Here is a 24,259-nt window from a genome sequence, read left to right on the forward strand (position 1 = left end):
GCCCTCCCTACGCGCCGCCTGCGGCGGCGGCGGCGATGGCGGCCTCGTTCGCGGTGAACCACGCGCGGGCCTCGTCGGCGATGGCGGCGATCTGGTCGTCGACCTCCGGCGCCCCCTCGCCCAGCTCGATGTCGTAGTCACCGAGGTAGTCGAAGTGCCAGTCCTGGCCGCTGGTGGACCACCACAGCATGGTCATGGCGGCGTCGGTCACGTTGGACCAGGCGGAGATGTCGAAGCCGATCGAGTCCGACCGGCCGTCGTAGGCGGTGAACGACACCGAGCCCAGGCCACCGTCCTCGAAGTCGGCCAGGTGATCGCTGATGACGGTCGGGATGGCTTCCAGCGCCTTCATGGACTCCCAGGCGTTCATGGCGGCACCGCGGACGAAGGGGTGGACGTTGGTCCGGGCGACGTCGGCCGCGTCGTAGACCTCCTGCCAGCGGGGGTCGCTGCGGTCGACGGTGGCCATCATCTCACCGAGGGCCTTGAGCGACCCGCCGTGGATGGCGAAGTTCTCGTGGCCGAGGTTGGCCGTCAGCGCCGTGTAGAAGTCGTCGAAAGCCGCCAGCTGGCTGGGGCTGCCCGTCTCGATGCGGAAGGTTCCCACCTTGTTGAGGTAGTCGACGTCGGAGCTGACGGCCTCAAGGTAGAGGGCCTCCACGGCCGGGTTGCCCTCCCAGTCCGCCTGCCAGATCTCGTTGGCCACCGCGGCGTCCAGGGCTGGATCGTCGATGTCGGCGGCGAGGGCGAGCATCGCGTCGAGCAGCTCGGCGGGCTCCTCGTCCAGGTTCAGCGCCTTGCCGCCCAGCTCGATGGCCGCGGTCACGATGTTGGGATCGGTGTCGGCGGACAGGTGGCTGGTGACGACGGACAGGAACTCCTCGTCGATCGGGTTGCACCCGTCGAACTCCCCGGGGCAGTAGCTCTCGTCGAGCGCCTGCAGCGCCGCGCGCACCAGCGTCGGGTCGGTCTCCGTGGCCGCCAGGTAGAGGAAGAGGGGGCCGTTGGCCTGCTCGTCCTCGAGCTCGTAGGGGAACGACTCGCCGTCGATCATGGCCGCCAGCGCGGCGGCGTCGGCGGCACGCGGGTCATCGGCAGCCGGGGCGGCGTCCTCGGTGGGCTCGGCGTCCACCTGGGTGAGCTCGGCCTCCTCGGCGGCCGGTTCCTCGGTCGGGTCGGGCGTGTCCTCGACGGTCTCGGCGGCGGCCTCGTCGGTCGGATCGGCGGCCGTCGTGTCCGACGCCTCCTCCCCTCCTCCACATGCGGCGAGCACGAGTGCGAGCACGGCGAACAGGGCGATGTAACGGGTCTTCACGATGTTGCTTCCCCTCAGAAGGTTTGTACTGCCCGGTGACCCTACACAGGGCCCCCGGGGATCCGACGAGGCGGAAAGGACCGTGTAAGGAACGGTGGTCCGCACCCCGGTGCAGGTGCTCGAATCGCTGCGGTGCATGGATGCCGACTAGGATCCGCCTCCGATGTCGACCACTGAACAGAAGCTGCAGGAGCTCCGTCGCCGCATCGACGAAGCTGAACACGCCGGATCCGCGAGGGCGGTGGAGAAGCAGCACGCGAAGGGCAAGCTGACCGCGCGCGAGCGCCTCGACCTGTTGCTCGACGAAGGATCCTTCGTCGAGACCGATCGGCTCGCCGTCCACCGCGCCACCGGATTCGGGCTGGAGGAGAAGAAGATCCCCGGCGACGGGGTCGTGACCGGCTACGGCACGATCGACGGCCGGCAGGTCTGCGTCTTCGCGCAGGACTTCACCGTCTTCGGGGGGTCCCTCGGCGAGGTGTTCGCCGAGAAGATCGTCAAGGTCATGGACCTCAGCCTGAAGATGGGCGTCCCGATGATCGGCCTGAACGACTCGGGCGGTGCACGCATCCAGGAGGGTGTGGTGGCGCTGGGCGGGTACGGCGAGATCTTCTACCGCAACGTCCAGGCGAGCGGCGTGGTGCCCCAGATCTCGGCGATCATGGGCCCCTGCGCCGGCGGCGCCGTCTACTCCCCCGCGATGACCGACTTCATCTTCATGGTGAAGGAGACCTCGCACATGTTCATCACGGGCCCGGAGGTCATCAAGACCGTCACCGGTGAGGACGTGTCCATGGAGGAGCTCGGTGGCGCGATGAGCCACAACACCAGGTCCGGTGTGGCCCACTTCGCCGCTGACGACGAGCCGGCCTGCATCGAGGACATCAAGTACCTGCTGAGCTTCCTGCCGCAGAACAACCTCGAGGACCCGCCCTGGGAGGCACCCAGCGACAGCCCCGACCGGGTCGACGAGTCGCTGGACACCTTCCTGCCCGACTCGCCGAACGTCCCCTACGACATGCGGGACATCATCACCCGGGTCGTCGACGACGAGGAGTTCTTCGAGGTCCAGCCGCACTGGGCGACCAACCTCGTCACCGGCTTCGCACGGCTGAACGGGTATCCCGTCGGCATCGTGGCGAACCAGCCGATGTCCCTGGCCGGCACCCTCAACATCTCCGCGTCGGAGAAGGGGGCGCGCTTCGTGCGGACCTGCGACGCGTTCAACCTGCCGATCATCACCTTCGAGGACGTGCCCGGGTTCCTGCCCGGCACCGAGCAGGAGTGGGGCGGCATCATCCGCCACGGCGCCAAGCTGCTGTACGCCTACTGCGAGGCGACGGTGCCGAAGCTGACCGTCATCACCCGCAAGGCCTACGGCGGGGCCTACGACGTGATGGGCTCCAAGCACGCCGGTGCGGACATGAACTTCGCCTGGCCGTCGGCGGAGGTCGCCGTGATGGGTGCACAGGGTGCGGTCAACATCCTGTACCGCAGCGAGCTGGCCGAGGCCGAGGATCCCGAGGCCAAGCGCCAGGAGATCATCGACGGCTACAACGAGCGGTTCGCGACCCCCTACATCGCTGCCGAGCGCGGCTACGTCGACGAGGTCATCGAGCCGTCGCAGACCCGCCCGATGCTGATCAAGGCGCTGGAGCTGACCAAGTCCAAGCGCGAGTCCAGGCCACCGCGCAAGCACGGCAACATCCCCCTCTAGGTTCGACACCGCCATGACCGAGTTCGACGCCGCACCGCTGGACAGCACCGCCAGGGTGGTGTCCGCGGTGCTGGTCGTGATGCTCGTCGTCATCGGCGTCGTCCTGTGGACCGTGGCCGGTCCGGCCGTCGGGCCGCTCGTGGCGATGCTGTACGTCGTCATCCTGGCCTTCAGCTGGGCCATGGCGCCGCGGTCCTACGAGGTGCAGGGCGGCGACCTCGTCGTCAACCGCAACGCCTGGCGCCCGTTCCGGTCACCGCTGCGGGGGCTGGCGGAGATGTCGGAGCCGGGCCGCATGGGCCTGCGGATCGCTGGTTCCGGCGGCGGGTTCGGCTACTACGGCCGCTTCCGCCGCGGCGACATCGGCACCTACCGTGCGTACCTGACCAGCCGTGACCACGCCACCGTGGTGCCCGTCACCACCGACGTCGGCATCGTGACCGTCAGTCCCGCCGACCCGCAGTCGTTCGTGGCGAGGGTCACCGGCCGCTGAGCCACGTCCGTCGCGGGGCCGGACGGTCACCGGACCACCTCGAACGGAACCGCCTCGCCGACGATCCGCCCGTTGACCTGGACAGCCACCGTGTGGGGTCCGGGGTGGTGGGTGCGGGTGGTGTGCTGCCGCAGCGAGACGGTCTTGACGACCTGCTGGGCCATGTCCGGTTCGAGGAGGAGCTCGGCGCCCTTGAACACCTTGGGCCGCACCGAACCATCCGCCTTCACGAAGCCGACGACGAGGTCGACCAGGGCAGGGGTCGGGGTCGACGCCGGCGTGCGCACGTCGACGGTGATGCGCACGCGATCGCCGATGACCCCGACCGGCGGGTCGACGGTGACACGGTCCACGACCACCGCGGCGTCCGCCGCGTACCCGAGGACCGCCAGCGCGCCGGGGTGGCCCCGCTTGACCAACGTCCGCAGGGCGTGGCGGACCAGCCGTCGCCGGGTGTCGTCGCCGTCGGCCCACCACCGCGCGGCGATGTCGACGACGAGGTCGGGATGGTCCTTGGCGATGTCGTTGAGGTTGTTGGCCACCGACCGGCGGACGTACTCGGAGGGATCGTCCCGCAGCAGCTCCAGCAGGGCCAGGACGGGCGAGGGGTCGGCGACGAATTCGCGCAGGACGGGCGCCCACGGCAGGCGCGGCCTCGTGCCCTCGCTGACCAACCGTCGGACGTGGTGGTTGTCGTCGGTGGCCCAGCGACGAAGGCGGGCCATCGTCGCCTCGGGAGCCTGCTGGACGAAGGTGCGGATGCTGAACTCCGCGGTGAACCGTTGGGTGAGGGCGTGCTGGAGGTCGAGGGCCGCGTCGACGTCAGCCAGTCCGTGCGTGGCAACCCAGTGGCCGTAGGGCATGTAGCGGAAGGCGTCCATGCCCTCCAGCGACTCGCCCAGGGGGTCGCCGAGCGCCGCCACGATCATGTGCATCGCCGACGTCGGATCACCGGGCAGGTGCACGGCAAGGGCACCTGCGATGTGGCGGGACCGGTCGGTCAGCTCGAGCGCCTCGAACCCGTCGAGTGCCATGGCGGTGAAGCCGTCGACGTCGAAGGTCGGATCGACGCGGGACAGGTCGGTGGCCAGGCCGTGGACGACGTCGGGCCCGAACCGGGACTTCAGGGTGTCTGCCACGGGCGGGACGCTAGCGCCCCTGTCGGTCGCCCGACGAGCTGCCGGTTGTGGGCTGCTGCCATCGCCATGGCAGGATCGTCGGCGTGAGCAGCGACGACACCCCTTCGGTCAGCATCCACGTCACGGCGGGCAACCCCACCGACGAGGAGCTGGCTGCCGTGACCGTCGCGGTCCTGGGCCTCGGCGCCGGCAGCGCCCCCGAACCCGTGCACCGCGCACCGGCGTGGGCTCGCGCCGCCCGCTTCGAGGCGATCGGCCAGGCCCCCTTCATCGCCTCCAACGACCCGCGGCTGACCCACCGCACCTCCGGTGCGCTTCCTCCCGCGGCCACCTGACCCGCCGCCCGTCCGGCCAGCACCACCTGAACGACCGGTCTCCTGACACACACCTGTCAGGAGGCGGCACCCGCGTCGGGACCTCGTCGTCGACGCCCCGAGTAGCGTGTGGCCGATGAACGCACTCAGGAGCATCCCGTGGACGCGATGATCCACGCAGAGGCGCTGACGAAGGCCTACGGCGACGTCACGGCGCTGGCGGGCATCGACCTGTCGGTCCCCGAAGGCACCGTCCAGGGCGTCCTGGGTCCCAACGGCGCGGGCAAGACCACCGCCGTCCGGATCCTGTCGACGCTGCTGAAGCCCGACGCCGGACGCGCCACGATCGCCGGGGTCGACCTGCTGTCCGACCCGTCGGGCGTCCGCGAGCTGATCGGCCTGTCGGGCCAGTCCGCCGCCGTCGACGAGTACCTGACCGGGGTCGAGAACCTGCAGATGGTCGGCGAGCTGTACGGCATGTCCCGCTCGAAGGCGAAGGCCCGCGCGACCGAGCTGCTGGCGCAGTTCTCGCTGACCGACGCCGGCGACCGGATCATCAAGACCTACTCCGGCGGCATGCGGCGACGGCTGGACCTCGCCGCAGCGCTGGTCGCGCGGCCGCCCGTGCTCTTCATGGACGAGCCAACGACGGGACTGGACCCGCGCGCACGGAACGAGCTGTGGGACGTCATCCGTGAGCTGGTCGACGGCGGCGCCACCCTCCTGCTGACCACCCAGTACCTGGAGGAGGCCGACAAGCTGGCCGACGACATCGTCGTCATGGACCACGGCCGCATCATCGCCCAGGGCGACGCCGACCAGCTCAAGGCCCAGGTCGGTGGCAAACGGGCCGAGGTCACCGTGGAACGCCCCGAGGACGTCGACCGCGCCCGCACCGTGCTGGCCACCCACGCCGTCGGTGACGTGCGAGTCACCCCCCAGTCGCGCCTGCTGACCGCCCAGGTTGCCGACGGCGCCTCGTCGTTGCGTCGCCTGCTCGACGGCCTGGACGACGCCGGCGTCGCGGTGCTGGACTTCGGCCTGCGCCGCCCCACCCTCGACGACGTGTTCCTCACCCTCACCGGCCATCGGGCAGAGACGACCACCGACGCCACCGACGCGGCCGCGACGACCCAGGAGGCCACCCGATGAGCACCATGGCCCGGACGTTCCGCGACTCGCGCATCGTCGCGCGACGCAACCTCATCAAGATCAAGCGGGTTCCCGACCTGCTGGTCTTCACGCTGCTCAGCCCGATCATGTTCGTGCTGCTGTTCGCCTACGTCTTCGGCGGGTCGATCTCCCCGCCGGGAGTGGACTACCGCGAGTTCCTCATGGCCGGCATCTTCGCCCAGACCGTCATCTTCGGCGCGACGATCACCGGGGCCGGGCTGGCCGAGGACCTGCAGAAGGGCATCATCGACCGCTTCCGGTCGTTGCCGATGTCCCGCTCGGCGGTCCTCGCCGGACGCACGGCCAGTGACGTGGTGAACAACGTGCTCGTCATCATCGTGATGTCGGTGACCGGACTGATCATCGGCTGGCGGATCCGCAGCACCCCGCTGGAGGCGATCGGCGGGTTCCTGCTGCTGCTCGCCTTCGCGTACGCGATCTCGTGGATGATGGCGTGGGTGGGGCTGCTGGTGCCCTCACCCGAGGTCGTCAACAACGCCTCGTTCATGGTGATCTTCCCGATCACCTTCATCGCCAACACGTTCGTGCCGTCCGACAACCTGCCCACCCCGCTGCGACATTTCGCCGAATGGAACCCGGTGTCGTCGGTGACACAGGCGGCGCGTGAGCTCTTCGGCAACACCGCTGCCAACATCCCCGCCCCGGATGTGTGGTCGCTGCAGCACCCGGTGCTCTACACGATGATCTGGATCGGCATCATCCTGGCGATCTTCGTGCCCCTGTCGGCCCGGCAGTACCAGCGGACCACCGAGCGGGGCTGACCCGCCCGGTCAGGCCTCCTCGCGAGCCCGGCGGGTCATGTCGACCATGACCTGCCGGACCTCCGACGGGTCGATCGGCCCGCCAGGGAAGGGGATGCGGGCGGTGCCGTCGGTGTCGTCGTCGGCGATGTCCACGTCGAACCCCCGGTCGTCCATCGCGGTGATGGTCACGTCGGTCACGTGCATCCCCGTGACGTGGCGGACGATGTCGACCAGCGCGTCGGCGTGGTCGGCGTTCATGTGGTCAACGGCCCGCTGGTAGTCGCTCATGGGCGGCAGTGTGCCCGCGACCGGCCGGTCCATGCCTGTCCACCTTGTCGGAGGATCGCGCCCGCACAACCCCGCCGCGTGTCGGGAAATCACCACCCACGGCCCAGAACCCGACAGGCGCCGGGTGGGCGATGCAACGGCGCGGGCCCCGGCCGGATCCGTGATCCAGCCGGGGCCCGTCGAGCCGTCGGTCGTGCGTCAGCCGGTGGCGGCCAGGCGGCACCACGCGCGTTCGTTGGGGGCAACCGACCCGACGATGCCGAGGTTGGTCAGCCATGCGTTGTCCAGCTCGACCTGCGAGGGGGTGGGGGCGCCCCGGTCGAAGCTGACGATGTCGATGCCGCGGGCGTAGTCCACGGAGTAGACGAACTCGTCGTCGACCCAGTAGGCCGCGCCGGCCTCGGTGGCGATCGGCTGGAAGAAGCCGACCTCGTCGATCGTGCCGACCTCCATGTCGATGTCGAAGAAGTGGATGCCGTGCTCGTACCAGCTGGCCGCCACGACACCGTCGCGGATGGTGAACCAGTGGCCGGAGCAGCCGAGGGCGTTGACGAGCGGACTGCCGTCGACGTAGGTGCCCTTCAGCGGACGGAAGACCTCCAGGGGCTGCATCTCCGCGCCCTGGTCGAAGTTGGCCATCGACCAGGTGCTCAGGCCGCCGGCGGCGCTGCAGCCGGTGTTGAGGTTGGACTCGGAGTTGCCGATCAGCAGCTCGCCCTCGCGCAGGACGGGTCGGTCGTCGAGCTCCGACAGGCTCCGCTCCCGGCCGGTGACGGTCCGGGTCTCGATGGCGTCGGCCGGGTCGGACGGATCACGGGGCGTCCAGTCCAGGGCGCCGGGACGGCGGTTGTTGTGCTGCAGCCGGTCGTCGTTCACCGGACGCTCGCCGATGGACAGCACCGCCGGGTTCTCGGGGGTGGCCAGCGGCTCGAACAGGCCGAGGGGGTCCAGGACCAGGCGCGGGGTGGAGTCGGCGATCACGAGGCCGGACTCGTCCCGGTCGAGTGCGTGGATCTGGGTGGTCTGGCGGAACTGCCCGGTGGTGGGGTCGAGGAACTGGTTCCACTGGCGCTGGATCGGGGTGATCGTGCCGGCCTCGAAGTCGACGGTGTAGATGCGGCCGGTCCGCCCGTAGATGACCGAGCAGTCGTCGACGGCGCACTCCGCGGTGTGCTCGGCGATGCCGCGGTTGGTCCCGCGTCCCATGACCAGGTCGTTGGAGGACGCGACGATCTCGGGGAGGGCCGGGTCGGTGACGTCGATCAGGGTGATGCCGACGGTCAGCGGGGCGATGGGGACCAGGATCGAGCCGTCGGCGGCGATCATGACCATCGTGCCGTCCGCGGAGGTCCGGACGTCCTCGTTCTGTGCGTGCCAGAACGGGAAGGTGCTGACCAGGATCGGGAGGGCCGGGTCGGTGATGTCGTAGATCGACAGGCCCTTCGCCCCGGTGGCGTAGAAGAACGTCTTGTCGAGGTCCTCGCGGTGGACGACCTCGCCGCCGACACCGGGCGAGTCGATCGGGATGGTGCCGTGGTAGGTGACGTTGTCGGACGTCAGGACCTGCTGGTCGAGCTGCAGCAGGTCGACGGGACCGGTCTCGCTGCGGACGACCGACAGTGCGTCGATCGCCCCGGCCGGGACAGCGACGCTGCCCAGCAGGAGGAGTGCGAGGAGGACGACGAGGCGTGCACGCATCCGGAGTTGCTCCTTGGACGTTGAGGGGATGTCGCCGCTCTGTTCGACACCCGAGCCCGGTCCTCCTGCACGACTTGGCGCCGATCCCCCTCCGTCAGGCCGCGGTGGTGCGTGCGCGTTGCGAGCGCACGCGCCCCGTCAGGCGCGGCATGCCCGTCGGCACCTTCCCGCGGGTGACGAAGCTGTCGACGACACGGCCGCCGACGCTGCGGGTGCCCAGCGACTCGATGGTGGCGCCCTCGTCGGCCAGCCAGCGGCAGATCGCCGCCAGCGTGCCCAGATGGTCATCGGCCTCGACGGTGACCAGGGTCCGGTCCTCGGTCTGGCCGTGGATGCGCACCACGGGGGCGGACGAGCGGGGGGTCGGGACGGGCACGGGCGTGCCGTCGGCCTGCTGCAGCCGCGCGCCGATGGCGTTCCAGCGCTGGACCGAGAAGTGCTCGTCGGGCTCGACGGTCAGGGAGTGCAGCGCCATGCCGAGGCGAGCCCACGTGATCGCGCTGGCCCCGAGGATCGACAGGCCCTCCCCAGCCAGGATCGCGGTGGTGTCGGCCAGCAGGCCCGGGCGGTCATGGGCGACGACGGTCAGCCGCAGCAGGCGGCTGTCCTCGATCGGCACGACGACGGCACGGACCTCCCCGTCCTCCAGCGGCGGCGTGCACAGCGCCAGGTCACCGGCGAGGGTGCGTTCGTCCTCGCTCATCAGCCACAGCGGCGACGCCTCGTCGAGCAGCCGGCGACGGTCCTCCGCCGACATCGGCGTCTGGGACAGCAGGTCGTCGAGGGCCTCCAGCCGGCTGGCGTTGGTGCGGCTGCGGTGCTCGGCGACCTGCACGTCGACGACGTTTGCCAGCACCTCGCCCATCGAGTCCGGGTCGGTCAGCAGCCACGAGTGCCGGCCGGCGACCACGTGGCCGTCGGTGCCGATGGCGGCGCAGAGCGCCTCGAAGGCAGCCTGCGGGATGACGGAGTCGGCGTCGCTGGTCAGCGCCAGGACCGGGATCCGCCGAGATCGAAGCCACGCCAGCTCGGCGGTCAGGTTGGCCCGGCGGGCCATGTGGGCCGACCGCCACACCCCCATCGGGTTGCGGACCAGGTTGCCCACCACCTCGGGCACCACCGAGCGGATCGCCTTGACATCGGTCGTGGCGACGGCCGCCTCGCGGGCGAAGTGCATCGCCCAGTCCCACAGCGGGCGGTCGGCCAGCGGTCGGCTGTCGCCCACGAGGCCCGACCACCGTCCCCCGCCCACGGCGTTCAGCAGCACCAGGTACTGCACGAGGTCCGGTTGGGAGTGGGCCATCCCGATGGCGACCGCCCCGCCGAAGGAGTGCCCGATGACGATCACCGGCTCGGACACGCCGACCGACGCCAGGAACCGGGCCGCCCACCAGCCGTAGCCGGCGACGGTCCGGGCATGTGGCGCCAGGTCGGCGGTACCCCCCAGTCCGGGCAGGGCGGGCGCGTAGATGCGGCATCCGCGGCGGATCAACCGTCGCAGCGGCCGACGGTAGGCGCGCGTCCCCAGCGCCCAGCCGTGGAGGAACAGGACCGGTGGCCCCTCGCCACCGACGGCGTACCGCGTGGGCACGCCGTCGACGTCGACCTGTCGCCAGGAGAGGACGTCGGAGGTACCCATGCCGGGCGACGATACGCCCGGTCCGTTTCGCCAGCGTTACGCGGTGCCGAGGGGGTTGGCGCTGTCGCCGGCCACCTGCTCGACGGTCCCGCCACGGGGGACGTGGAAGGCCGCAAGGGTGGACACGCCCGACCGGTCCTCCTCCACGGTGTCGACGACCCTGTAGGTGTTGGTCACCCCGTCGGGGGTGAACTCGATGATCGCGTAGCCCTTGCGGGTGCCCTCGAACCACTTGAGGTGGCGGTTGTGCAGGTACGCGTCGCTGCGAACCGGTTCGTTGCCGCCGACCTGCTCGAAGCCCGGGGAGGTAACGGACGTGCCGACGAACTCCGTGCCCACCGACGGGGCACCGGCGTCGTCGAAGTCCCGGGTCAGGTCGAACACCCAGTGGGAGTGGATGTCGCCGGTCAGCACGACGGTGTCGGGGATGGCGTTGTCGGCCAGGTGGTCCAGCAGCGCCTGGCGTTCGACCCGGTAGCCGTCCCACTGATCGATGTTGAAGTACAGGTTGCCGGCACCGCCGTCGGGGACCTCGGCGGGCAGCCCGAGGGTGCGCAGCTGGCTGACCATGACCTGCTGGGCGATGCAGCGCCATGCGGTGGTCGACGTCGACAGGTTGCCGAACAGCCAGTCCTTCTGGGTGGCGCCGAGCATGGTGGCGTCGGGGTCGTCCTGCTCGGCGCAGCGCGCGACGACGAACTGTTCACCACCCGTCAGCGGGTTCTCGCACGGCTGGTCGGTCCGGTACTGCCGAGTGTCCAGGACGCTGAGGTCCAGCAGGTCGCCGAAGACGAACTGACGGTAGATCTGGTAGTCCGGGGCGTTCACGGCGTTGCGGTCCGGTGCGGGCCGGATCGGCAGGTTCTCGTGGTAGGCCTGGAAGGCGTTGAAGCGCCGTTCGGCGTACGCCACCGGGGTGGCGTTTCCGACGTCGGTGGTGTTCTCCGGGGTCTCCCCGGCCCAGTTGTTGTCGATCTCGTGGTCGTCCCACGTCGTGATGAACGGGAAGCGGGCGTGACAGGCCCGCAGCCAGGGGTCCCCGCGATACGCGGCGTAGCGGACACGGTAGGAGTTCAGCGAGAAGACCTGGTCCACCGGGGGGCTGGAACGCAGGTCGCCGTAGCCCCCCTCGCCGTACTCGTACATGTAGTCGCCGAGGTGGAAGACCACGTCCACGTCCTCCTGGAGGAGGTTCTGGTAGGCGGTGAAGTAGCCGTGGGGGAAGCTCTGGCACGACAAGTAGGCGATCCGCAGCTGCTGCAGCGGCGCGATGCCGGCCGTCCTGGTCCGCCCGATGCGTGACGTCGCCCCGAGCGCGGCGAACCGATACCAGTACACCCTGCCGGGCTCCAGTCCGGTCACGTCGACGTGCACGGCATGTCCGGTGGCCGACGACGAGCCGACCGTGCCCCGGGCCACGACGCGACGCAGGCGGGCGTCCTCGGCCACCACCCACTCCACCTCGACGTCCTCGGGGACGGTGCCCCACGGGGCGTCGAGGTCGAAGGGGGCATCCGACAGGCGGGTCTGCAGGATGACGCTGTCCGCGGTCGGGTCACCCGAGGCGACGCCCAGCGGGAACGGGGCGGCGTCGAAGCGCACGCCCAGCGGCTGCATCTGCGCCTCGGCGTCGTCGCGCAGCATGCCGACCCCGTAGGGCAGCATCAGCCCGCCGACCCCGGCGGCTGCTGCGGCGGACATGAAGGAACGGCGGGTCCAGGTGGTCGACACGATGTGCCCTTTCGGTGCTGGAGGAGGAGGGAGGCGACGGGGGCCCGCGGTCAGCGGGCGTCCTCGGCGGCGGTCAGGGCAGCGGGGCCGACGCGGTCGGTCCCGCCCAGCACGACCAGCTCGCCGTTGCGGCCGGCCAGCGCCTCGACGACGACGCCGGAGAGGGTGTCGACGTCCGGCCCGTTGAGCAGCAGCGGCTGCAGCAGGGTGGCGCCGGCGTTGGCGAGCACCCAGCCATCGTCGGCGAAGCCCTGGACGATGGTGGTGCCGGTCACGTCGGTGCCGAACTCGGCCACCATGGCGGCGGCCGTGTGAGCGCGAGTCGGGCCGGTCACCCGCCGGTCGGCGTCCAGCGCGGTGAACACCGACGCCTCGATGGCGGCGGGGCCGCCCAGCACCACGACCTCGTGGTCGGGGTGGGCCCGGAGCCAGTCGACGGTGGCCGCCGAGGCGCCGGATCCGTCGGTGAGGAGCAGCGGGAGCCGTTCGCTGGCGGCGAGGGCCCCACCGGCGACGGCGTCGGGCCAGCGGTCCGCTCGCGCGACGAGGACGGTGTCAGCGGGGCCGTACAGCGTGGTCGCCTCGTCCGCGATGGCCGCGGCCGTGGCCGTGCGCTCCTCCCCCGCGAGCCGCACGACGCGATACCCGAGAGCCTCGACGGCGCTGACGATGTCCTCGGAGACCGCGGCGGCCCCGCCCGCGACGAACACGTCGGCAGCCGGGGGCAGGAGCCGTTGCAGCTCCGTCGCGACCGGACCCGGCAGCGTCCCGTCGGGGCCGCCGGGCACGTACAGCAACGGCCCGCCGTCGAGCAGCGGGCCCGCCGCCAGCGAGTCGGCGAACTCGTCGTCGCGCCCGAGCACGACGTGGCGGGCGGTCGTCCCGGCCCCACCGGCGTCGTCGAACGTCGCCGTCGACACCGCGATGGCCTGGCTCGAGGGGTCCGTCCCCTCCAGGCGCACCGCTGCGGGAGCGGACTGGGCGATCGCCACGCCGACCGGGACGAGTCCCACGGCGAGGGCGACCGCCACCATCCAGGGGGCACGACGACGGAGACGCGACGGGGGCAACGGGGACAGCACGGCGAACACCTCGGGCAGGACGAACCCGACCCCGGGACGAGGTCAGGACGCGCGCGGCGGACTGCTCGCCCACGCACCTACCGGACGGTAACCACGGCAGGTGAACCCACGATGGCCGGCTGGTTGCCCCCAGCCGACCGGTGGACGACCCCCGAACGACGACGCCGGACCGACGCCGGAGGGGCTACCCGACCGTGATCTCGCCCTCCATGCCGGCCGCACGGTGGCCCGGGATACCGCAGTAGTAGGTGTAGGTGCCGGCCGGGATCGTGTTCACCGCGGCGAACTCGCCCTCACCCGGACCGTCGACCAGCACGCGGTCGCCCTCGAGGCCCTCGAAGATGACGTTGTGCGGCAGGCCACCGATGACCTGCAGGCCCATGACGACCTCGTCGGCAGGCATGCTGGAGGGGGCGCTGGTGAAGGCCAGCTGCTCGGCGACCCAGACGGCCTCGGCAGACGCGAAGTCGGCCTCGGCGGCCGCTTCGCCCTCTTCGCCTTCAGCAACCTCGGCGACCGCCTGCGCGGCGGGCACCTGCTCGTTCAGGACGACCTCTGGCTCCTGGGCGCTGCACGCCGTCAGGAACATGCCGAGGACGAGGACGAGGACGATGGACGTGCGACGCATGGTCTGATGACTCCTTGCAGGACGCGTGAGTAGTCGGGGCGTGACCGAGCCGGCACAACGAAGGACGTCGCGGCGGTCGGCACGGAGCTATCCGACTGCGGAGGGTACGACGGACAGGGTGCCCGGCGCGAAGCGAGGTCACGCAGCCCTCGCTTGAAGGCTTCGGGTGTCCGACCGCTAGCATCCCGGCGAACGACCGCTCAGCCGTCGAAAGGGTCGACCCGTGTCCGCTTCTGCATCCGCCAACCCCTCCTCCGCGCTCGCCTCTCTCGGGCCGGTTCTGGTGGCCAACCGTGGGGAGATCGCCCTGCGTGTGTTCCGCACGTGCCGCGACCTGGGCCTGCCCACCGTGGCGGTGTACTCCGAGGCCGACCGTGACGCCCCGTGGCTGCGCTACGCCGACGAGGCCTACCTGCTGGGCGGTGCAGCGCCCGCGGAGTCCTACCTCAACACCGAGCGGATCGTGGAGGTCATCGAGCAGTCCGGTGCACGGTCGGTGCACCCCGGATACGGGTTCCTCAGCGAGAACGCCGACTTCGCGCAGGCGATGACCGACGCGAACGTCACATGGATCGGCCCGCCGCCCCAGTCGATCGTGAAGATGGGCGACAAGCTGAGCGCTCGCGAGGCCGCCAAGGCCGCCGAGTGCCCGCTGGTGCCGGGGATGATGGAGCCCACCGACGACGCCGAGGAGGTCAAGGCCTTCGCGGCCGAGCACGGCTACCCGCTGATCATCAAGGCTGCCTACGGCGGTGGTGGTCGCGGCATGAAGGTCGTCAACGCCGACAACGAGCTGCAGGAGGCCCTGGACTCCGCCCAGCGCGAGGCGGTCGCGGCCTTCGGTCGGGGTGAGGTCTACGTCGAGCGCTACCTGGCCCGTCCGCGCCACATCGAGATCCAGATCCTGGCCGACACCCACGGCACGACCCTGTACCTGGGCGACCGCGACTGCTCCACGCAGCGCCGACACCAGAAGCTGATCGAGGAGGCGCCTGCGCCCGGGCTGTCCGACGCCACCCGTGCGGCGATGGGTGCCTCCGCGGTCCGCGTCAGCGAGCAGGTCGGCTACACCGGCGCCGGCACCTGCGAGTACCTCTACGACCCCGCGACGGCGTCCTCGCCCGGCGCAGGCGACGGCGACTTCTTCTTCCTGGAGATGAACACCCGCCTGCAGGTCGAGCACCCCGTCACCGAGCAGGTCACCGGCATGGACCTGGTGGAGTGGCAGCTTCGGATCGCTGCGGGCGAGGCGCTGCCCCTGACCCAGGACGACGTCGAGCTGACCGGCCACTCCATCGAGGCGCGCATCAACGCCGAGAACGTGGGCATGGGCTTCGTCCCCTCCCCCGGCCTGATCACCGGGTGGCGCGCACCGTCGGGCCCGGGTGTGCGCGTCGATGGCGTCGGCGAGGCGGGCTGGGAGATCCCCCGGTCCTACGACTCGCTGATCGCCAAGCTCATCACCACCGGTTCCGACCGCGACCAGGCCCGCCGGCGCATGGTTCGTGCCCTGACCGAGCTGGAGATCGAGGGTGTCCCCACGACCGTGGACTTCTTCCGCGTCGCCTTCGAGCACGACGACTTCATCACCGCCAACACGGCGACCATCTCGGTGGAGAAGGAGTGGGACCTGTCGGGTATCCCCGTCGCCCCGATGCCGGGTGCGGCCGACGACGACGAGGCCCCCGCACAGGAGGTGACCGTCGAGGTCGGCGGCAAGCGACTCGCCGTCACCGTCCGGGGGCTCGCCGCCGCAGCGGCACCGGCCCCCACCAAGGCCAAGCGCACGCGTGGTTCCTCCGGCAGCGGCGGTGCCGCAGCCAGCGGTGACGACCTGGCGGCCCCCATGCAGGGGACCATCGTCAAGGTTGCCGTCGAGGAGGGCGCCACCGTCGAGGTGGGCGACCTGGTCGTGGTGCTGGAGGCCATGAAGATGGAGAACGCCATCAAGGCCCACAAGGCCGGGACCGTGACCGCGCTGCCCGTCGAGGCCGGCGCCGTCGTGAACTCCGGGGACGTGCTGGCCACGATCGCCGACGCGTAGGACGATGGGGTCGGTGCCGATCGTGACCGATCCCCGAACAGTCGGCGCCGCCCTCGTGGCGGCGCTGCTGCTGTCCGGCTGCGCCGGAGGCGGTGGCGCGGACACAGCGGCCCCCACGTCGGCCCCCGCGTCTGCGGCGACGACGGACACGGCCCAGCAGGACCAGCAGGACCAGCAGGGCGAGGACAAGACCTATCCGGAGCTGCAGCTCGACGACCGGCTCGAGCCGATCCCGGCACCGCCCGCCGGCGCCGACCCGACGGTCGCACCCGCGGCCTCGGAGCCGGCAGCGGACGCCGGCGGCAGCCCGACGTTCAGCCTGCCGACGGTGCCGCTGGGCACCCCGGCGGTCAGCGGGAGCTGGGAGGTCACGATCCACGGGATCGTCGACCCGCTGGAACCGGTCAACACCATCTCGGTGCCGGAGGAGGGCAGCCGGTTCGTCGGCCTCGACATGGAGGTGCACCACCTCGGCACCGAGCCGCGGACGTTCTCCGCGTCGTTCTCCACCGAGATGCTGCTGACCGACGGCACGTTCGTCGACGTGCGGGTGGCGACGCTCCACGAACCGCCGGGGCCCGGCGGGGAGATGAAGCCCGGCGAACGACAGCGCGGGATCGTCGTCTACGAGGTCCGGCAAGCCGTGGACGTCATCACCGACGCCGTCATCGTCCTGGGCCGCGCGTTCGCGACCAGCGAACCGGCGTACCTGGCCCTTCGCTGACTGGCCCTTCGCTGACCGGCCCTTCGCTGACCGGCCTTCGCTGCCCGGCCCTTCGCTGACTCACCCCGGGCTGTCGCTCAGTCGGCGAACACGTCGATCTCGGTGGCCTTGACCGACACCCAGATGCCACCGCCGCGGCCGAGCTCGAGGTCGGCGACGGCGGTCGCCGTCACCTCGGCCACGATGGGGACCCGCCCGGCGATGGAGACCCGCATGCGACCGGCCCGTCCGTCGACGGAGACCACGCCGCCGTGCCAGACGTTGCGCGGGCTGCCGCTGGGGCGCCCGCGGTGCAACGACACCGCTCGCGGGAGGATCGTCGCGAGGGCGGGACCGCGGACGTCGGTCGCCACCGCCAGGCTCTGGTCGCTGTCGGCCAGGTGGAACCGTCCGTCCTCGACCCGTCCCCGGTACAGGTTCAGCCCGACCAGCGCCGCGACCCAGTCGGTCCGCGGCCGCCGCGTGACGGCGCGCAGGTCACCGGACTGGCTGACCGTGCCGTCCTCGACCACGACGAGCCGGTCGGCCAGCGCGTAGGCGTCGACCGGATCGTGGGTGACGATCACGGTTGGCCCCTCGATGCGCGCGAGGACCGTGGCCAGCAGGCGGCGAACCTCTGCCCGGGTGCGGACGTCGAGGTTCGCCAGCGGCTCGTCCAGCAACAGGACCCGCGGATCCGACGCCAGCGCCCGCCCGAGCGACACCCGCTGGGCCTGCCCCGTAGACAGGGTGTCGGCCCGGTGGTGGCCGATCTCCGACAGCCCGAGGGCGTCGATCCAGCCGTCGGCATCCACCAGCGCGTCGGGGCCGCCGACCCCGGCGTCCAGGGCGATGGCGACGTTGGTGCGCACGTCCAGGTGTGGCAACAACAACGGCTCGGCGAGGACGAGCCCGACGCGGCGGTCGGCGGTGGGCACCCGTCGCCGTCCGCCGTCGTCCCACACCTCCTCCCCCAGGGCAACCGTGCCCCGATGCGGCCGGTCGAGGCCGGCGATCGCCCGCAGCACCGTGGTCTTGCCAGCACCCGAGGGACCGACCACACCGATGACCTCGCCGGGTTCGGCGGTGAACGCCACGTCGACGTCACGGTCGGGGACGACGACGTGGACGTGCAGCTCCCCCGGGACCCCTGCGGTCATGTCGTCACACCCAGGCGGCCACGCAGGCCGACGAGGACCAGCAAGCTGATCGCGAGCAGCAGCAGGCTGAGCAGGACGGCCGAGGGCTGGTCGGTCTGCAGCTGCAGGTAGGTGGCCAGCGGCATGGTCTGGGTCCGGCCGGGCAAGTTGCCGGCGAAGGTGATCGTCGCGCCGAACTCCCCGAGCGCCCTGGCCCATGCCACGGCCAGTCCGGCGCGGATCCCGGGCCCGGCCAGCGGCAGGGTGACCCGCCTGAACAGCCGATAGCCGGACATGCCGTAGACGCCGGCCATCTCCTCCATGCGGGGATCGACGCCACGGACGCCGGTCTCCACCGCGAGGACGCAGAACGGCAGGGCGACGAACACCTGCGCGAGGACGACCGCAGCGGAGGTGAAGGGGACGACGATGCCGATGCCGGCCAGGACCTCCCCGAACACGCCGGACCGGCCCCAGAGCAGCTGCAGGGCGACACCGCCGACGACCGGTGGCAGCACCATGGGGACCAGCACGACGGGACGGAGCCACGACCAGCGCTCGTCCCGGGCGAGCACCCATCCCAGCGGCACGCCCACGAGCGCGACGACCACCGTGGCGATCGACGCCGTCACGATCGACAGCGTCATCGCCCCGATCACCCGCTCGTCGAACAGCCGGGAGGGCAGGGTCGACCACGGCGCGGCGAACACCAACGCCAGCAGCGGCAGCGCCAGGAGGGCGACCGCGATGGCGGCGAGCGGGTGCAGGGGGCCGGCGGTTCGGTTCACGTGTCCCGGATCATGGACCGGCGAACCCGAAGCGGCGCAGGATTTGCTGCGCCTCGGTGGTGGCGAGGAACTCGAGGAAGCCGCCGGCGGCGTCGGTCAGCAGCAGCACCTCGTAGGTGATCTCCGGCTGGACGTCCGCCGGCAGCTCGATGCCGTCGACCGTGTCGAGGGCGACGACATCGGAGGCGTAGGCGATGGCCGCGTCGGCATCGCCCTGCACGACCCGGCTGACGACCGCGCGGGTGTCGGGCTCCAGCGAGACCGGCTGCAGGTCCACCCCGGCCGCGTCGAGCGCCTCCAGCGCGTAGGCCCCGACGGGCACCTCCGCCGCACCGAGCACGACATCGAGGTCGGTGAGGTCGGCCAGCGACGCGACGTCCTGCGGGTTGCCGGCGGGCACGACGATCACCAGCCGGTTGGTGGCCAGCACGATCGGCTCGCCCTGCCCGAGCCCGGCGTCGGTGACCGAGCGGACCGACTGCGGGTTGGCCGAGGCGAACAGGTCCGCCGGCGCACCGTCGACGATCTGGCCGGCCAGGATCTGGCTCCCACCGAGGTTCAGGACGATGTCGACGTCGGGATGGTCGTCCTCGTAGGCCCGCTCGAGCTCGTCGAAGGCCTCGGTCAGCGAGGCAGCCGCAGACACCACCACCTGCTGGGGCCCCGCGACCGAGCAGGCGGCCCCGGCCGGACCCAGCACGAGCAGGCACACCGCGAGCAGTGCACCGACCCCGCGCGGAGTCACTGCGCTGCGGCGGTGGCCAGGCCCATCAGCTGTCGGGCGGCCTCGGCGGTCGATCCGCCCATGGAGGGGTAGATGGTGAACGCCTGGGCGACCTGGCCGACCGTCAGCCGGTTGTGGACGGCGACGCTCAGTGGGGTGATCAGGTCCGAGGCGTTGGGCGCCACGACGGTCGCCCCCAGCACGGTACCCGACCCCTTCCGCGCATGGATCTTGACGAACCCGACGGTCGCCTCCTCCATCTTGGCGCGCGGGTTGCCGGCGAAGTCCAGCCGGATGGTGTCGACCGGACCGTTCGCCGTGTCGTCGTCGGGCCCCTGCATCCCGACCGTGGCGACCTGGGGGCTGGTGAACACGCAGGCCGCGACGGCGTCCCACCGAAGCGGCGCGACGGCCATCCCGAGGGCGTGGTACATGGCGTTGCGGCCCTGCATCGCGGCAACGGAGGCCAGCATGATGCCGCCCGTGACGTCACCGGCCGCGTAGACGGTCCGCACGTTGGTCCGGCTGACCGCATCGACGGGGATCGCGCCGTCCGGACGGGTCAGCACGCCCGCGGCCTCCAGGCCCATGCGACGGGAGTTGGGGATCATGCCGACGCAGTACAGGGCGTGGCTGGCCTCGATCCACTCCTCCTGCCCGCCGTCCTTGTCGCCGACCTTGACCCGGACGCCGTCGTCGTTGACCTCCATGTCGTAGGCACGACGACGCCGATGGATGGTCATCCCCCAGCGCTCGAACTCGCCCTCCAGCACCGCCGCGGCGTCGGGGTCCTCGCTGGGCAGGATCATGTCGCGGGAGCTGACGAGGTGGACGTCGACGCCGAACTTGGCGAACGCCTGGGCGTACTCGGCGCCGGTGACGCCCGAGCCGACGACGACCAGCCGCTCCGGGGGTTCCTGCAGCGCGAACAGCTCACGGGAGGTGAACACGCGCCTGCCGTCGGGGGTGGAGAAGGGCAGTCGACGCGGGTGGGAGCCGGTGGCCACCAGGATCGCGTCGGCGTGCAGCACCTCGACCGTGCCGTCCTCGGTCTCCACCTCGACGGTCTCCGGACCGGCCAGGCGACCGGTGCCGCGGAGGATCGTGGCCCCCGCGGCGGCGACCTTGGACTCGATGTCGGCGGACTGGTCCAGGCCGAGCAGGCGAACGCGGTCCATGACGGCCGCGATGTCGGCGTGGGTGCGCCCGCTCAGGTCGACACCCCCCTCCAGGTGCACGCCCAAGCGGCTGGCGGTCTGCATCGACCCCATCGCGACCGACGAGACAATCATCGCCTTGGAGGGCACGCAGTCCCACAGGACGCTGTTGCCGCCGAGGCCCTCACGGGACACCACGGTCACGTCGGCGCCCTGCTCCGCTGCGACGAGCGCCGCTTCGTAGCCGCCGGGGCCTCCGCCGAGAATCACGATCCGCTGTTGCATCGTCTGGACCGTATCCGACGACGGAAGATCGTCCAGAAGCGGAGTCGTCCAGAAGCGGAGTCGTCCAGAAGCGGAGTCGGTCAGAAGCGTCGCCCGGTCACCTGGTCGACCTCGATCGTGACGTAGGTGGGCTTGAGTCCGCCCGCGGAGGGCTCCAGCCGGCTCAGGCGGAGGAAGGCGGCTTCGTCCTCGTCGGTCACGACCGACGACCGTCCACGGACCAGCACGCTCCAGGCGTGGGCGACGTGGCCGTCGGCCACGACGACGGAGTCGATCTCGAAGGCCATCATCCGACCGTCGGCGGCGGCGTCGATCTTGCTGCCCGCGGCCGACCGGAACACGATGCGGCCCGCATCCAGCACGTAGTTGACGGGGAAGATGACGGGCAGGCCGTCGTCGAAGGCCACCCGTCCGACGCCGTGCTGGTGCTCGCGCAGCAGGCGGACGCACTCGTCCATGGACAGCACTCTGGTCCGGTCAGCGGTGAACATGACGCGCTCCTCGTCTCGTGGGTGGGGTGGGCGGTCGTGGGATCAGGCGGCAGTGCGGGAGGCGTTGGTCAGGCCGGGGACGAGCTCCTCGAGCAGGCGGTTGAGGGTGTGCCGGGCAACGTGGTGCATGACGAGGGCGTCGACGCCCCGTCCTGCGGCCCCGCCGGGCGGCTCGTACGCCCCGGTCACCACCAGCAGGCTCTCGCCCTCGTCGCCGTCCGGAAGCAGCTGCACGCGACCATCGAAGGCCGGCAGCACGGTGTCCCTGTGGCTCGCGTCCGGTCGCAGCGGCACCCAGCGCAGCCTCCGGCCGATGCGGCCGTCGCTGATCACGACGCCACCGATGTGGGCACGAACGGCACGTGTGGCCCGCCCGGCCCGGACCAGCAGCAGCCAGCCGGCGCCGGAGCGTCGGGCATCTCCCGGTAGCCACTCGGCGGGATCCCGCTGGAGCAGCCTCGCGGCGACCCGGGCATCGTCGGGCCCGAGGACGGTGGCGGCGCGGACGGTGGTGGACACGTGATCAGCTTGCGGGGAGCACCGGCCTGGGGGCAGGGACGAAGGTCCCGCGGACCTTGGGACCCTCGACGGGTGCTGGTCGTCCGCGACGCGGGTGTCATGGTGGCATGGCGCGCCTCGTCCACTTCTGCTTCCACACCCCGAGCGACCCCGAGCAGGTCCTCGAGGCCCTCGTCGGCAAGCCCGAGGGGTGGCTGGGCGGCCAACGCGTCGACGACGCCGTGGTGCTCGTGACGCTCCGGCCGGCGGGGCTGCTGCCGGATCCGTCGACGCCCGTGGCCGTGGAGGTCACCGTGGGCCCGGTGACCACCGACGCATCCGGACTCGTGCGCCGGCTGTCCTATCGGGTGGAGGGCCTGGTCCCCCTCGTCCGCTGCGACCTCGCGGTCGGCCCGGCCCCCGGGAACGGTGTCCGCGTCCGCCTGCAGGGCGAGTACCGTCCGACCCTCGCCTCGGCCGGAACGCTGAACGGGCGCGAACCCCACGACGAGCACGCTGCGGCGGAGGCGATCGCCCAGCCGCTCGTTCTGTCCATCATCGAGCACGCCGTGGGCGGTAGGTTGCCCGTGTGAACGAGCCAACGACCACCACGAGGACCGAGCCACGAAGCGCGTCGAGGGCCGACCTAGAGACGCTGCTGGCGCAGATCGCCGAGGAGCTGTCGGGGCAGATCGACCTCGACCAGCTGCTGATGCGGATCGTCTCCGCCGCCCGGCACGTCACCGGCGCCCCCTACGCCGCGCTCGGCGTCCTGGCTCCCTCTGGCGAGTCGCTGGTGCGCTTCATCCACGAGGGAATGGACGCCGAGACGGTCAGGCGGATCGGTCCGCACCCCACGGGGGGTGGGCTGCTCGGGGAGCTGATCCGACACCCCGAGCCGCTGGTCGTCGACCAGCTCGACGCCCACCCCGCCTACCGGGGCTTCCCGCCGAACCATCCTCCGATGACGAACTTCCTCGGTGTCCCGGTCCGCGCGGGCGGACGGATCTTCGGCAACCTCTACCTGACCGACCGGCCGGGCGGCTTCGCCGAGGAGGACCTGCGCGCGGTGGCCATCCTTGCGGCGCAGGCGGGTGCGGCCATCCACGCCTCGGAGCTGGCCGACCGCTTGCGGGACGCCGCCGTCCAGGACGAACGCGAACGCATCAGCCGTGACCTCCACGACGGGGTCATCCAGTCGCTGTTCAGCGTCGGGATGGGGCTGGAAGGCGCCAAGGCCCTGGTCGATCGCGACTCCGAGCGGCTGCAGACCAGGATCGACATCGCGGTCGACCAGCTCGACGACACCATCCGCGAGATCCGCAACACCATCTTCACGCTGCGGCCGGGCGCCGCCGACCTCGGGCTGCAGCGCGGGTTGGTCGACCTCGCCCGGGAGTACGAGGTCAACGAGATCCTGCGGCCGGTGCTCAACGTCTCGCAGTCCCTCGACGTCCACGTCGAGGAGGAGCTGGTGCCCGACGTCCTGCACATCGTGCGCGAGGCCCTGTCGAACGTGGCGAAGCACGCCACCGCGACACAGGTCATGCTGGACGCAGAGATCATCGCCGGCGAGCTGGTGATCAGCGTTCGTGACACCGGCGGTGGCTTCGACGCCGACACCGTCGTCCGCGGGAACGGCCTGGAGAACATGGCCGAACGCGCCGTGCTGCTCGGCGCCCACCTCGGTGTCACCTCCACGATCGGTGAGGGCACCACGGTCACCCTGACGGTGCCGCTGTACCCGCCCACCCCCGAGCCGGAGGACACCCAGGGATGACCGAGGAGGAGGAAGCGCCGACCCGCGTGATGTTGGTCGACGACCACGAGGTGGTCCGGCAGGGACTCAAGGCGCTGGTCGAGTCGACGGGTGAGATGGAGGTCGTGGCCCAGGCCGGCACCGTCGCCGAGGCGGTGCTCCGGGCTCGGTCCTACCACCCGGACGTCATCGTGATGGACGTGCGCCTGCCCGACGGCAGCGGCGTCGAGGCCTGTCGTGACATCCGTGCCGAGGACCCGTCGGCCCGGGTGCTGATGCTGACGTCGTTCTCCGACGACAAGGCGCTGTTCGATTCGATCATGGCGGGCGCGGCGGGCTACGTGCTGAAGCAGATCAGGGGTCACGACCTGCTCGACGGGATCCGTCGGGTTGCCGCGGGCGAGTCCCTGCTCGACCCTGCGGTGACTGCGCAGGTCCTGGAACGCATCCGGAACCCGCGGTCGGGCGACCCGCGCCTCGCCCGCCTGACCCCCACCGAACGACGAATCCTCGACCAGATCGCGGTTGGGTCGACCAACCGGCAGATCGGTGACGAGCTCGGACTGGCGGAGAAGACGATCAAGAACTACGTCTCGACGATCCTCTCCAAGCTGCAGGTGGTCCGTCGGGCCGAGGCTGCCGCATACCTCGTCGCACATCGCGACGAGAGCTGAGCCGATCGGGGGCAGC

The 24,259-nt window shown here is 71.2% G+C and carries 24 protein-coding genes; 10 read left to right on the top strand and 14 right to left on the bottom strand.

Annotated features, from left to right (window positions below; all coding sequences use genetic code 11):
* Positions 1-7: 7 nt before the first annotated feature.
* The gene (locus tag CUC05_RS25420) at positions 8-1,315 is read right to left on the bottom strand and encodes a hypothetical protein (RefSeq protein ID WP_205712438.1); all 1,308 of its coding nucleotides are present in this window, start codon (positions 1,313-1,315) and stop codon (positions 8-10) included.
* Between the two features lie 163 nt (positions 1,316-1,478).
* On the opposite strand from CUC05_RS25420, the gene CUC05_RS19305 reads away from it, so the two are divergent.
* Both CUC05_RS19305 and CUC05_RS19310 read left to right on the top strand, forming a co-directional pair.
* Positions 1,479-3,032: an acyl-CoA carboxylase subunit beta gene (locus tag CUC05_RS19305; RefSeq protein ID WP_108667773.1), complete on the top strand. Its 1,554-nt coding sequence runs from the start codon at positions 1,479-1,481 to the stop codon at positions 3,030-3,032.
* A gap of 13 nt (positions 3,033-3,045) precedes the next feature.
* A complete protein-coding gene (locus CUC05_RS19310) occupies positions 3,046-3,525 on the top strand; it encodes a PH domain-containing protein (RefSeq protein WP_108667774.1) in 480 nt (159 codons plus the stop codon).
* A gap of 26 nt (positions 3,526-3,551) precedes the next feature.
* Here CUC05_RS19310 and CUC05_RS19315 read toward each other — a convergent pair whose 3' ends face one another.
* Positions 3,552-4,664, bottom strand: coding sequence for a DNA alkylation repair protein (locus tag CUC05_RS19315; protein WP_108667775.1), 1,113 nt, complete (start codon positions 4,662-4,664; stop codon positions 3,552-3,554).
* A gap of 83 nt (positions 4,665-4,747) precedes the next feature.
* On the opposite strand from CUC05_RS19315, the gene CUC05_RS19320 reads away from it, so the two are divergent.
* The 3 genes from CUC05_RS19320 to CUC05_RS19330 all read left to right on the top strand — a co-directional run bounded on the left by CUC05_RS19320 (position 4,748) and on the right by CUC05_RS19330 (position 6,933).
* A complete protein-coding gene (locus CUC05_RS19320; protein ID WP_157965779.1) occupies positions 4,748-4,999 on the top strand; it encodes an acyl-CoA carboxylase subunit epsilon in 252 nt (83 codons plus the stop codon).
* Positions 5,000-5,137: 138 nt separating this feature from the next.
* Positions 5,138-6,130, top strand: coding sequence for an ATP-binding cassette domain-containing protein (locus tag CUC05_RS19325; RefSeq protein ID WP_108667870.1), 993 nt, complete (start codon positions 5,138-5,140; stop codon positions 6,128-6,130).
* Positions 6,127-6,933 carry an ABC transporter permease gene (locus CUC05_RS19330; RefSeq protein ID WP_108667777.1) on the top strand — a complete coding sequence of 269 codons (807 nt, stop codon included), beginning with the start codon at positions 6,127-6,129 and terminating at the stop codon, positions 6,931-6,933. Before CUC05_RS19325 ends, CUC05_RS19330 begins: the two co-directional genes overlap by 4 nt.
* Before the next feature lie 9 nt (positions 6,934-6,942).
* Here the strand turns inward: CUC05_RS19330 and CUC05_RS19335 are convergent, their stop codons facing one another.
* From CUC05_RS19335 to CUC05_RS19360, 6 genes are all read right to left on the bottom strand, one after another.
* On the bottom strand, positions 6,943-7,203 hold the full coding sequence (locus CUC05_RS19335; RefSeq protein ID WP_157965780.1) for a DUF2470 domain-containing protein: 261 nt from the start codon (positions 7,201-7,203) through the stop codon (positions 6,943-6,945).
* Positions 7,204-7,401: 198 nt separating this feature from the next.
* On the bottom strand, positions 7,402-8,901 hold the full coding sequence (locus CUC05_RS19340) for an LVIVD repeat-containing protein (RefSeq protein ID WP_108667779.1): 1,500 nt from the start codon (positions 8,899-8,901) through the stop codon (positions 7,402-7,404).
* A gap of 94 nt (positions 8,902-8,995) precedes the next feature.
* On the bottom strand, positions 8,996-10,540 hold the full coding sequence (locus CUC05_RS19345) for an alpha/beta fold hydrolase (protein ID WP_108667780.1): 1,545 nt from the start codon (positions 10,538-10,540) through the stop codon (positions 8,996-8,998).
* A 36-nt stretch (positions 10,541-10,576) separates the two neighbouring features.
* Positions 10,577-12,271 carry an alkaline phosphatase D family protein gene (locus tag CUC05_RS19350; protein ID WP_108667781.1) on the bottom strand — a complete coding sequence of 565 codons (1,695 nt, stop codon included), beginning with the start codon at positions 12,269-12,271 and terminating at the stop codon, positions 10,577-10,579.
* A gap of 50 nt (positions 12,272-12,321) precedes the next feature.
* Positions 12,322-13,353, bottom strand: a complete 1,032-nt coding sequence (locus CUC05_RS19355) for a cell wall-binding repeat-containing protein (RefSeq protein WP_157965781.1) — start codon at positions 13,351-13,353, stop codon at positions 12,322-12,324.
* Positions 13,354-13,537: 184 nt separating this feature from the next.
* A complete protein-coding gene (locus CUC05_RS19360; RefSeq protein ID WP_108667783.1) occupies positions 13,538-13,981 on the bottom strand; it encodes a plastocyanin/azurin family copper-binding protein in 444 nt (147 codons plus the stop codon).
* 223 nt (positions 13,982-14,204) lie between these two features.
* On the opposite strand from CUC05_RS19360, the gene CUC05_RS19365 reads away from it, so the two are divergent.
* Together CUC05_RS19365 and CUC05_RS19370 are read left to right on the top strand one after the other, a co-directional pair.
* A complete protein-coding gene (locus tag CUC05_RS19365) occupies positions 14,205-16,025 on the top strand; it encodes an acetyl/propionyl/methylcrotonyl-CoA carboxylase subunit alpha (protein ID WP_205712439.1) in 1,821 nt (606 codons plus the stop codon).
* A 13-nt stretch (positions 16,026-16,038) separates the two neighbouring features.
* On the top strand, positions 16,039-16,749 hold the full coding sequence (locus tag CUC05_RS19370; protein ID WP_157965782.1) for a DUF4352 domain-containing protein: 711 nt from the start codon (positions 16,039-16,041) through the stop codon (positions 16,747-16,749).
* A gap of 77 nt (positions 16,750-16,826) precedes the next feature.
* Here CUC05_RS19370 and CUC05_RS25425 read toward each other — a convergent pair whose 3' ends face one another.
* The 6 genes from CUC05_RS25425 to CUC05_RS19400 form a co-directional block, all read right to left on the bottom strand.
* A complete protein-coding gene (locus CUC05_RS25425; RefSeq protein WP_108667786.1) occupies positions 16,827-17,888 on the bottom strand; it encodes a sulfate/molybdate ABC transporter ATP-binding protein in 1,062 nt (353 codons plus the stop codon).
* The gene (gene modB, locus CUC05_RS25430) at positions 17,885-18,655 is read right to left on the bottom strand and encodes a molybdate ABC transporter permease subunit (protein ID WP_108667787.1); all 771 of its coding nucleotides are present in this window, start codon (positions 18,653-18,655) and stop codon (positions 17,885-17,887) included. The genes CUC05_RS25425 and modB overlap by 4 nt, the downstream gene beginning before the upstream one ends.
* Positions 18,656-18,665: 10 nt before the next feature.
* Positions 18,666-19,400: a molybdate ABC transporter substrate-binding protein gene (modA, locus tag CUC05_RS19385; RefSeq protein ID WP_157965783.1), complete on the bottom strand. Its 735-nt coding sequence runs from the start codon at positions 19,398-19,400 to the stop codon at positions 18,666-18,668.
* Positions 19,397-20,821: an NAD(P)H-quinone dehydrogenase gene (locus tag CUC05_RS19390; protein ID WP_108667789.1), complete on the bottom strand. Its 1,425-nt coding sequence runs from the start codon at positions 20,819-20,821 to the stop codon at positions 19,397-19,399. The genes modA and CUC05_RS19390 overlap by 4 nt, the downstream gene beginning before the upstream one ends.
* Positions 20,822-20,901: 80 nt before the next feature.
* Positions 20,902-21,312 (bottom strand): pyridoxamine 5'-phosphate oxidase family protein, encoded by a 411-nt coding sequence (locus tag CUC05_RS19395; protein ID WP_108667790.1) that lies wholly within the window; start codon positions 21,310-21,312, stop codon positions 20,902-20,904.
* 42 nt (positions 21,313-21,354) lie between these two features.
* Positions 21,355-21,831 carry a hypothetical protein gene (locus CUC05_RS19400; protein WP_108667791.1) on the bottom strand — a complete coding sequence of 159 codons (477 nt, stop codon included), beginning with the start codon at positions 21,829-21,831 and terminating at the stop codon, positions 21,355-21,357.
* 107 nt (positions 21,832-21,938) lie between these two features.
* Between CUC05_RS19400 and CUC05_RS19405 the strand changes: the two genes are divergently transcribed.
* Genes CUC05_RS19405 through CUC05_RS19415 form a run of 3 tightly spaced genes read left to right on the top strand, consistent with a single transcriptional unit; the run spans position 21,939 to position 24,243 of the window.
* The gene (locus CUC05_RS19405; RefSeq protein WP_108667792.1) at positions 21,939-22,403 is read left to right on the top strand and encodes a hypothetical protein; all 465 of its coding nucleotides are present in this window, start codon (positions 21,939-21,941) and stop codon (positions 22,401-22,403) included.
* The gene (locus CUC05_RS19410) at positions 22,400-23,590 is read left to right on the top strand and encodes a GAF domain-containing sensor histidine kinase (RefSeq protein WP_108667793.1); all 1,191 of its coding nucleotides are present in this window, start codon (positions 22,400-22,402) and stop codon (positions 23,588-23,590) included. The genes CUC05_RS19405 and CUC05_RS19410 overlap by 4 nt, the downstream gene beginning before the upstream one ends.
* On the top strand, positions 23,587-24,243 hold the full coding sequence (locus tag CUC05_RS19415) for a response regulator (RefSeq protein ID WP_108667794.1): 657 nt from the start codon (positions 23,587-23,589) through the stop codon (positions 24,241-24,243). Before CUC05_RS19410 ends, CUC05_RS19415 begins: the two co-directional genes overlap by 4 nt.
* Positions 24,244-24,259 lie beyond the last annotated feature (16 nt).

This window comes from Euzebya rosea (assembly GCF_003073135.1).
Classification (GTDB): Bacteria; Actinomycetota; Nitriliruptoria; order Euzebyales; family Euzebyaceae; genus Euzebya; species Euzebya rosea.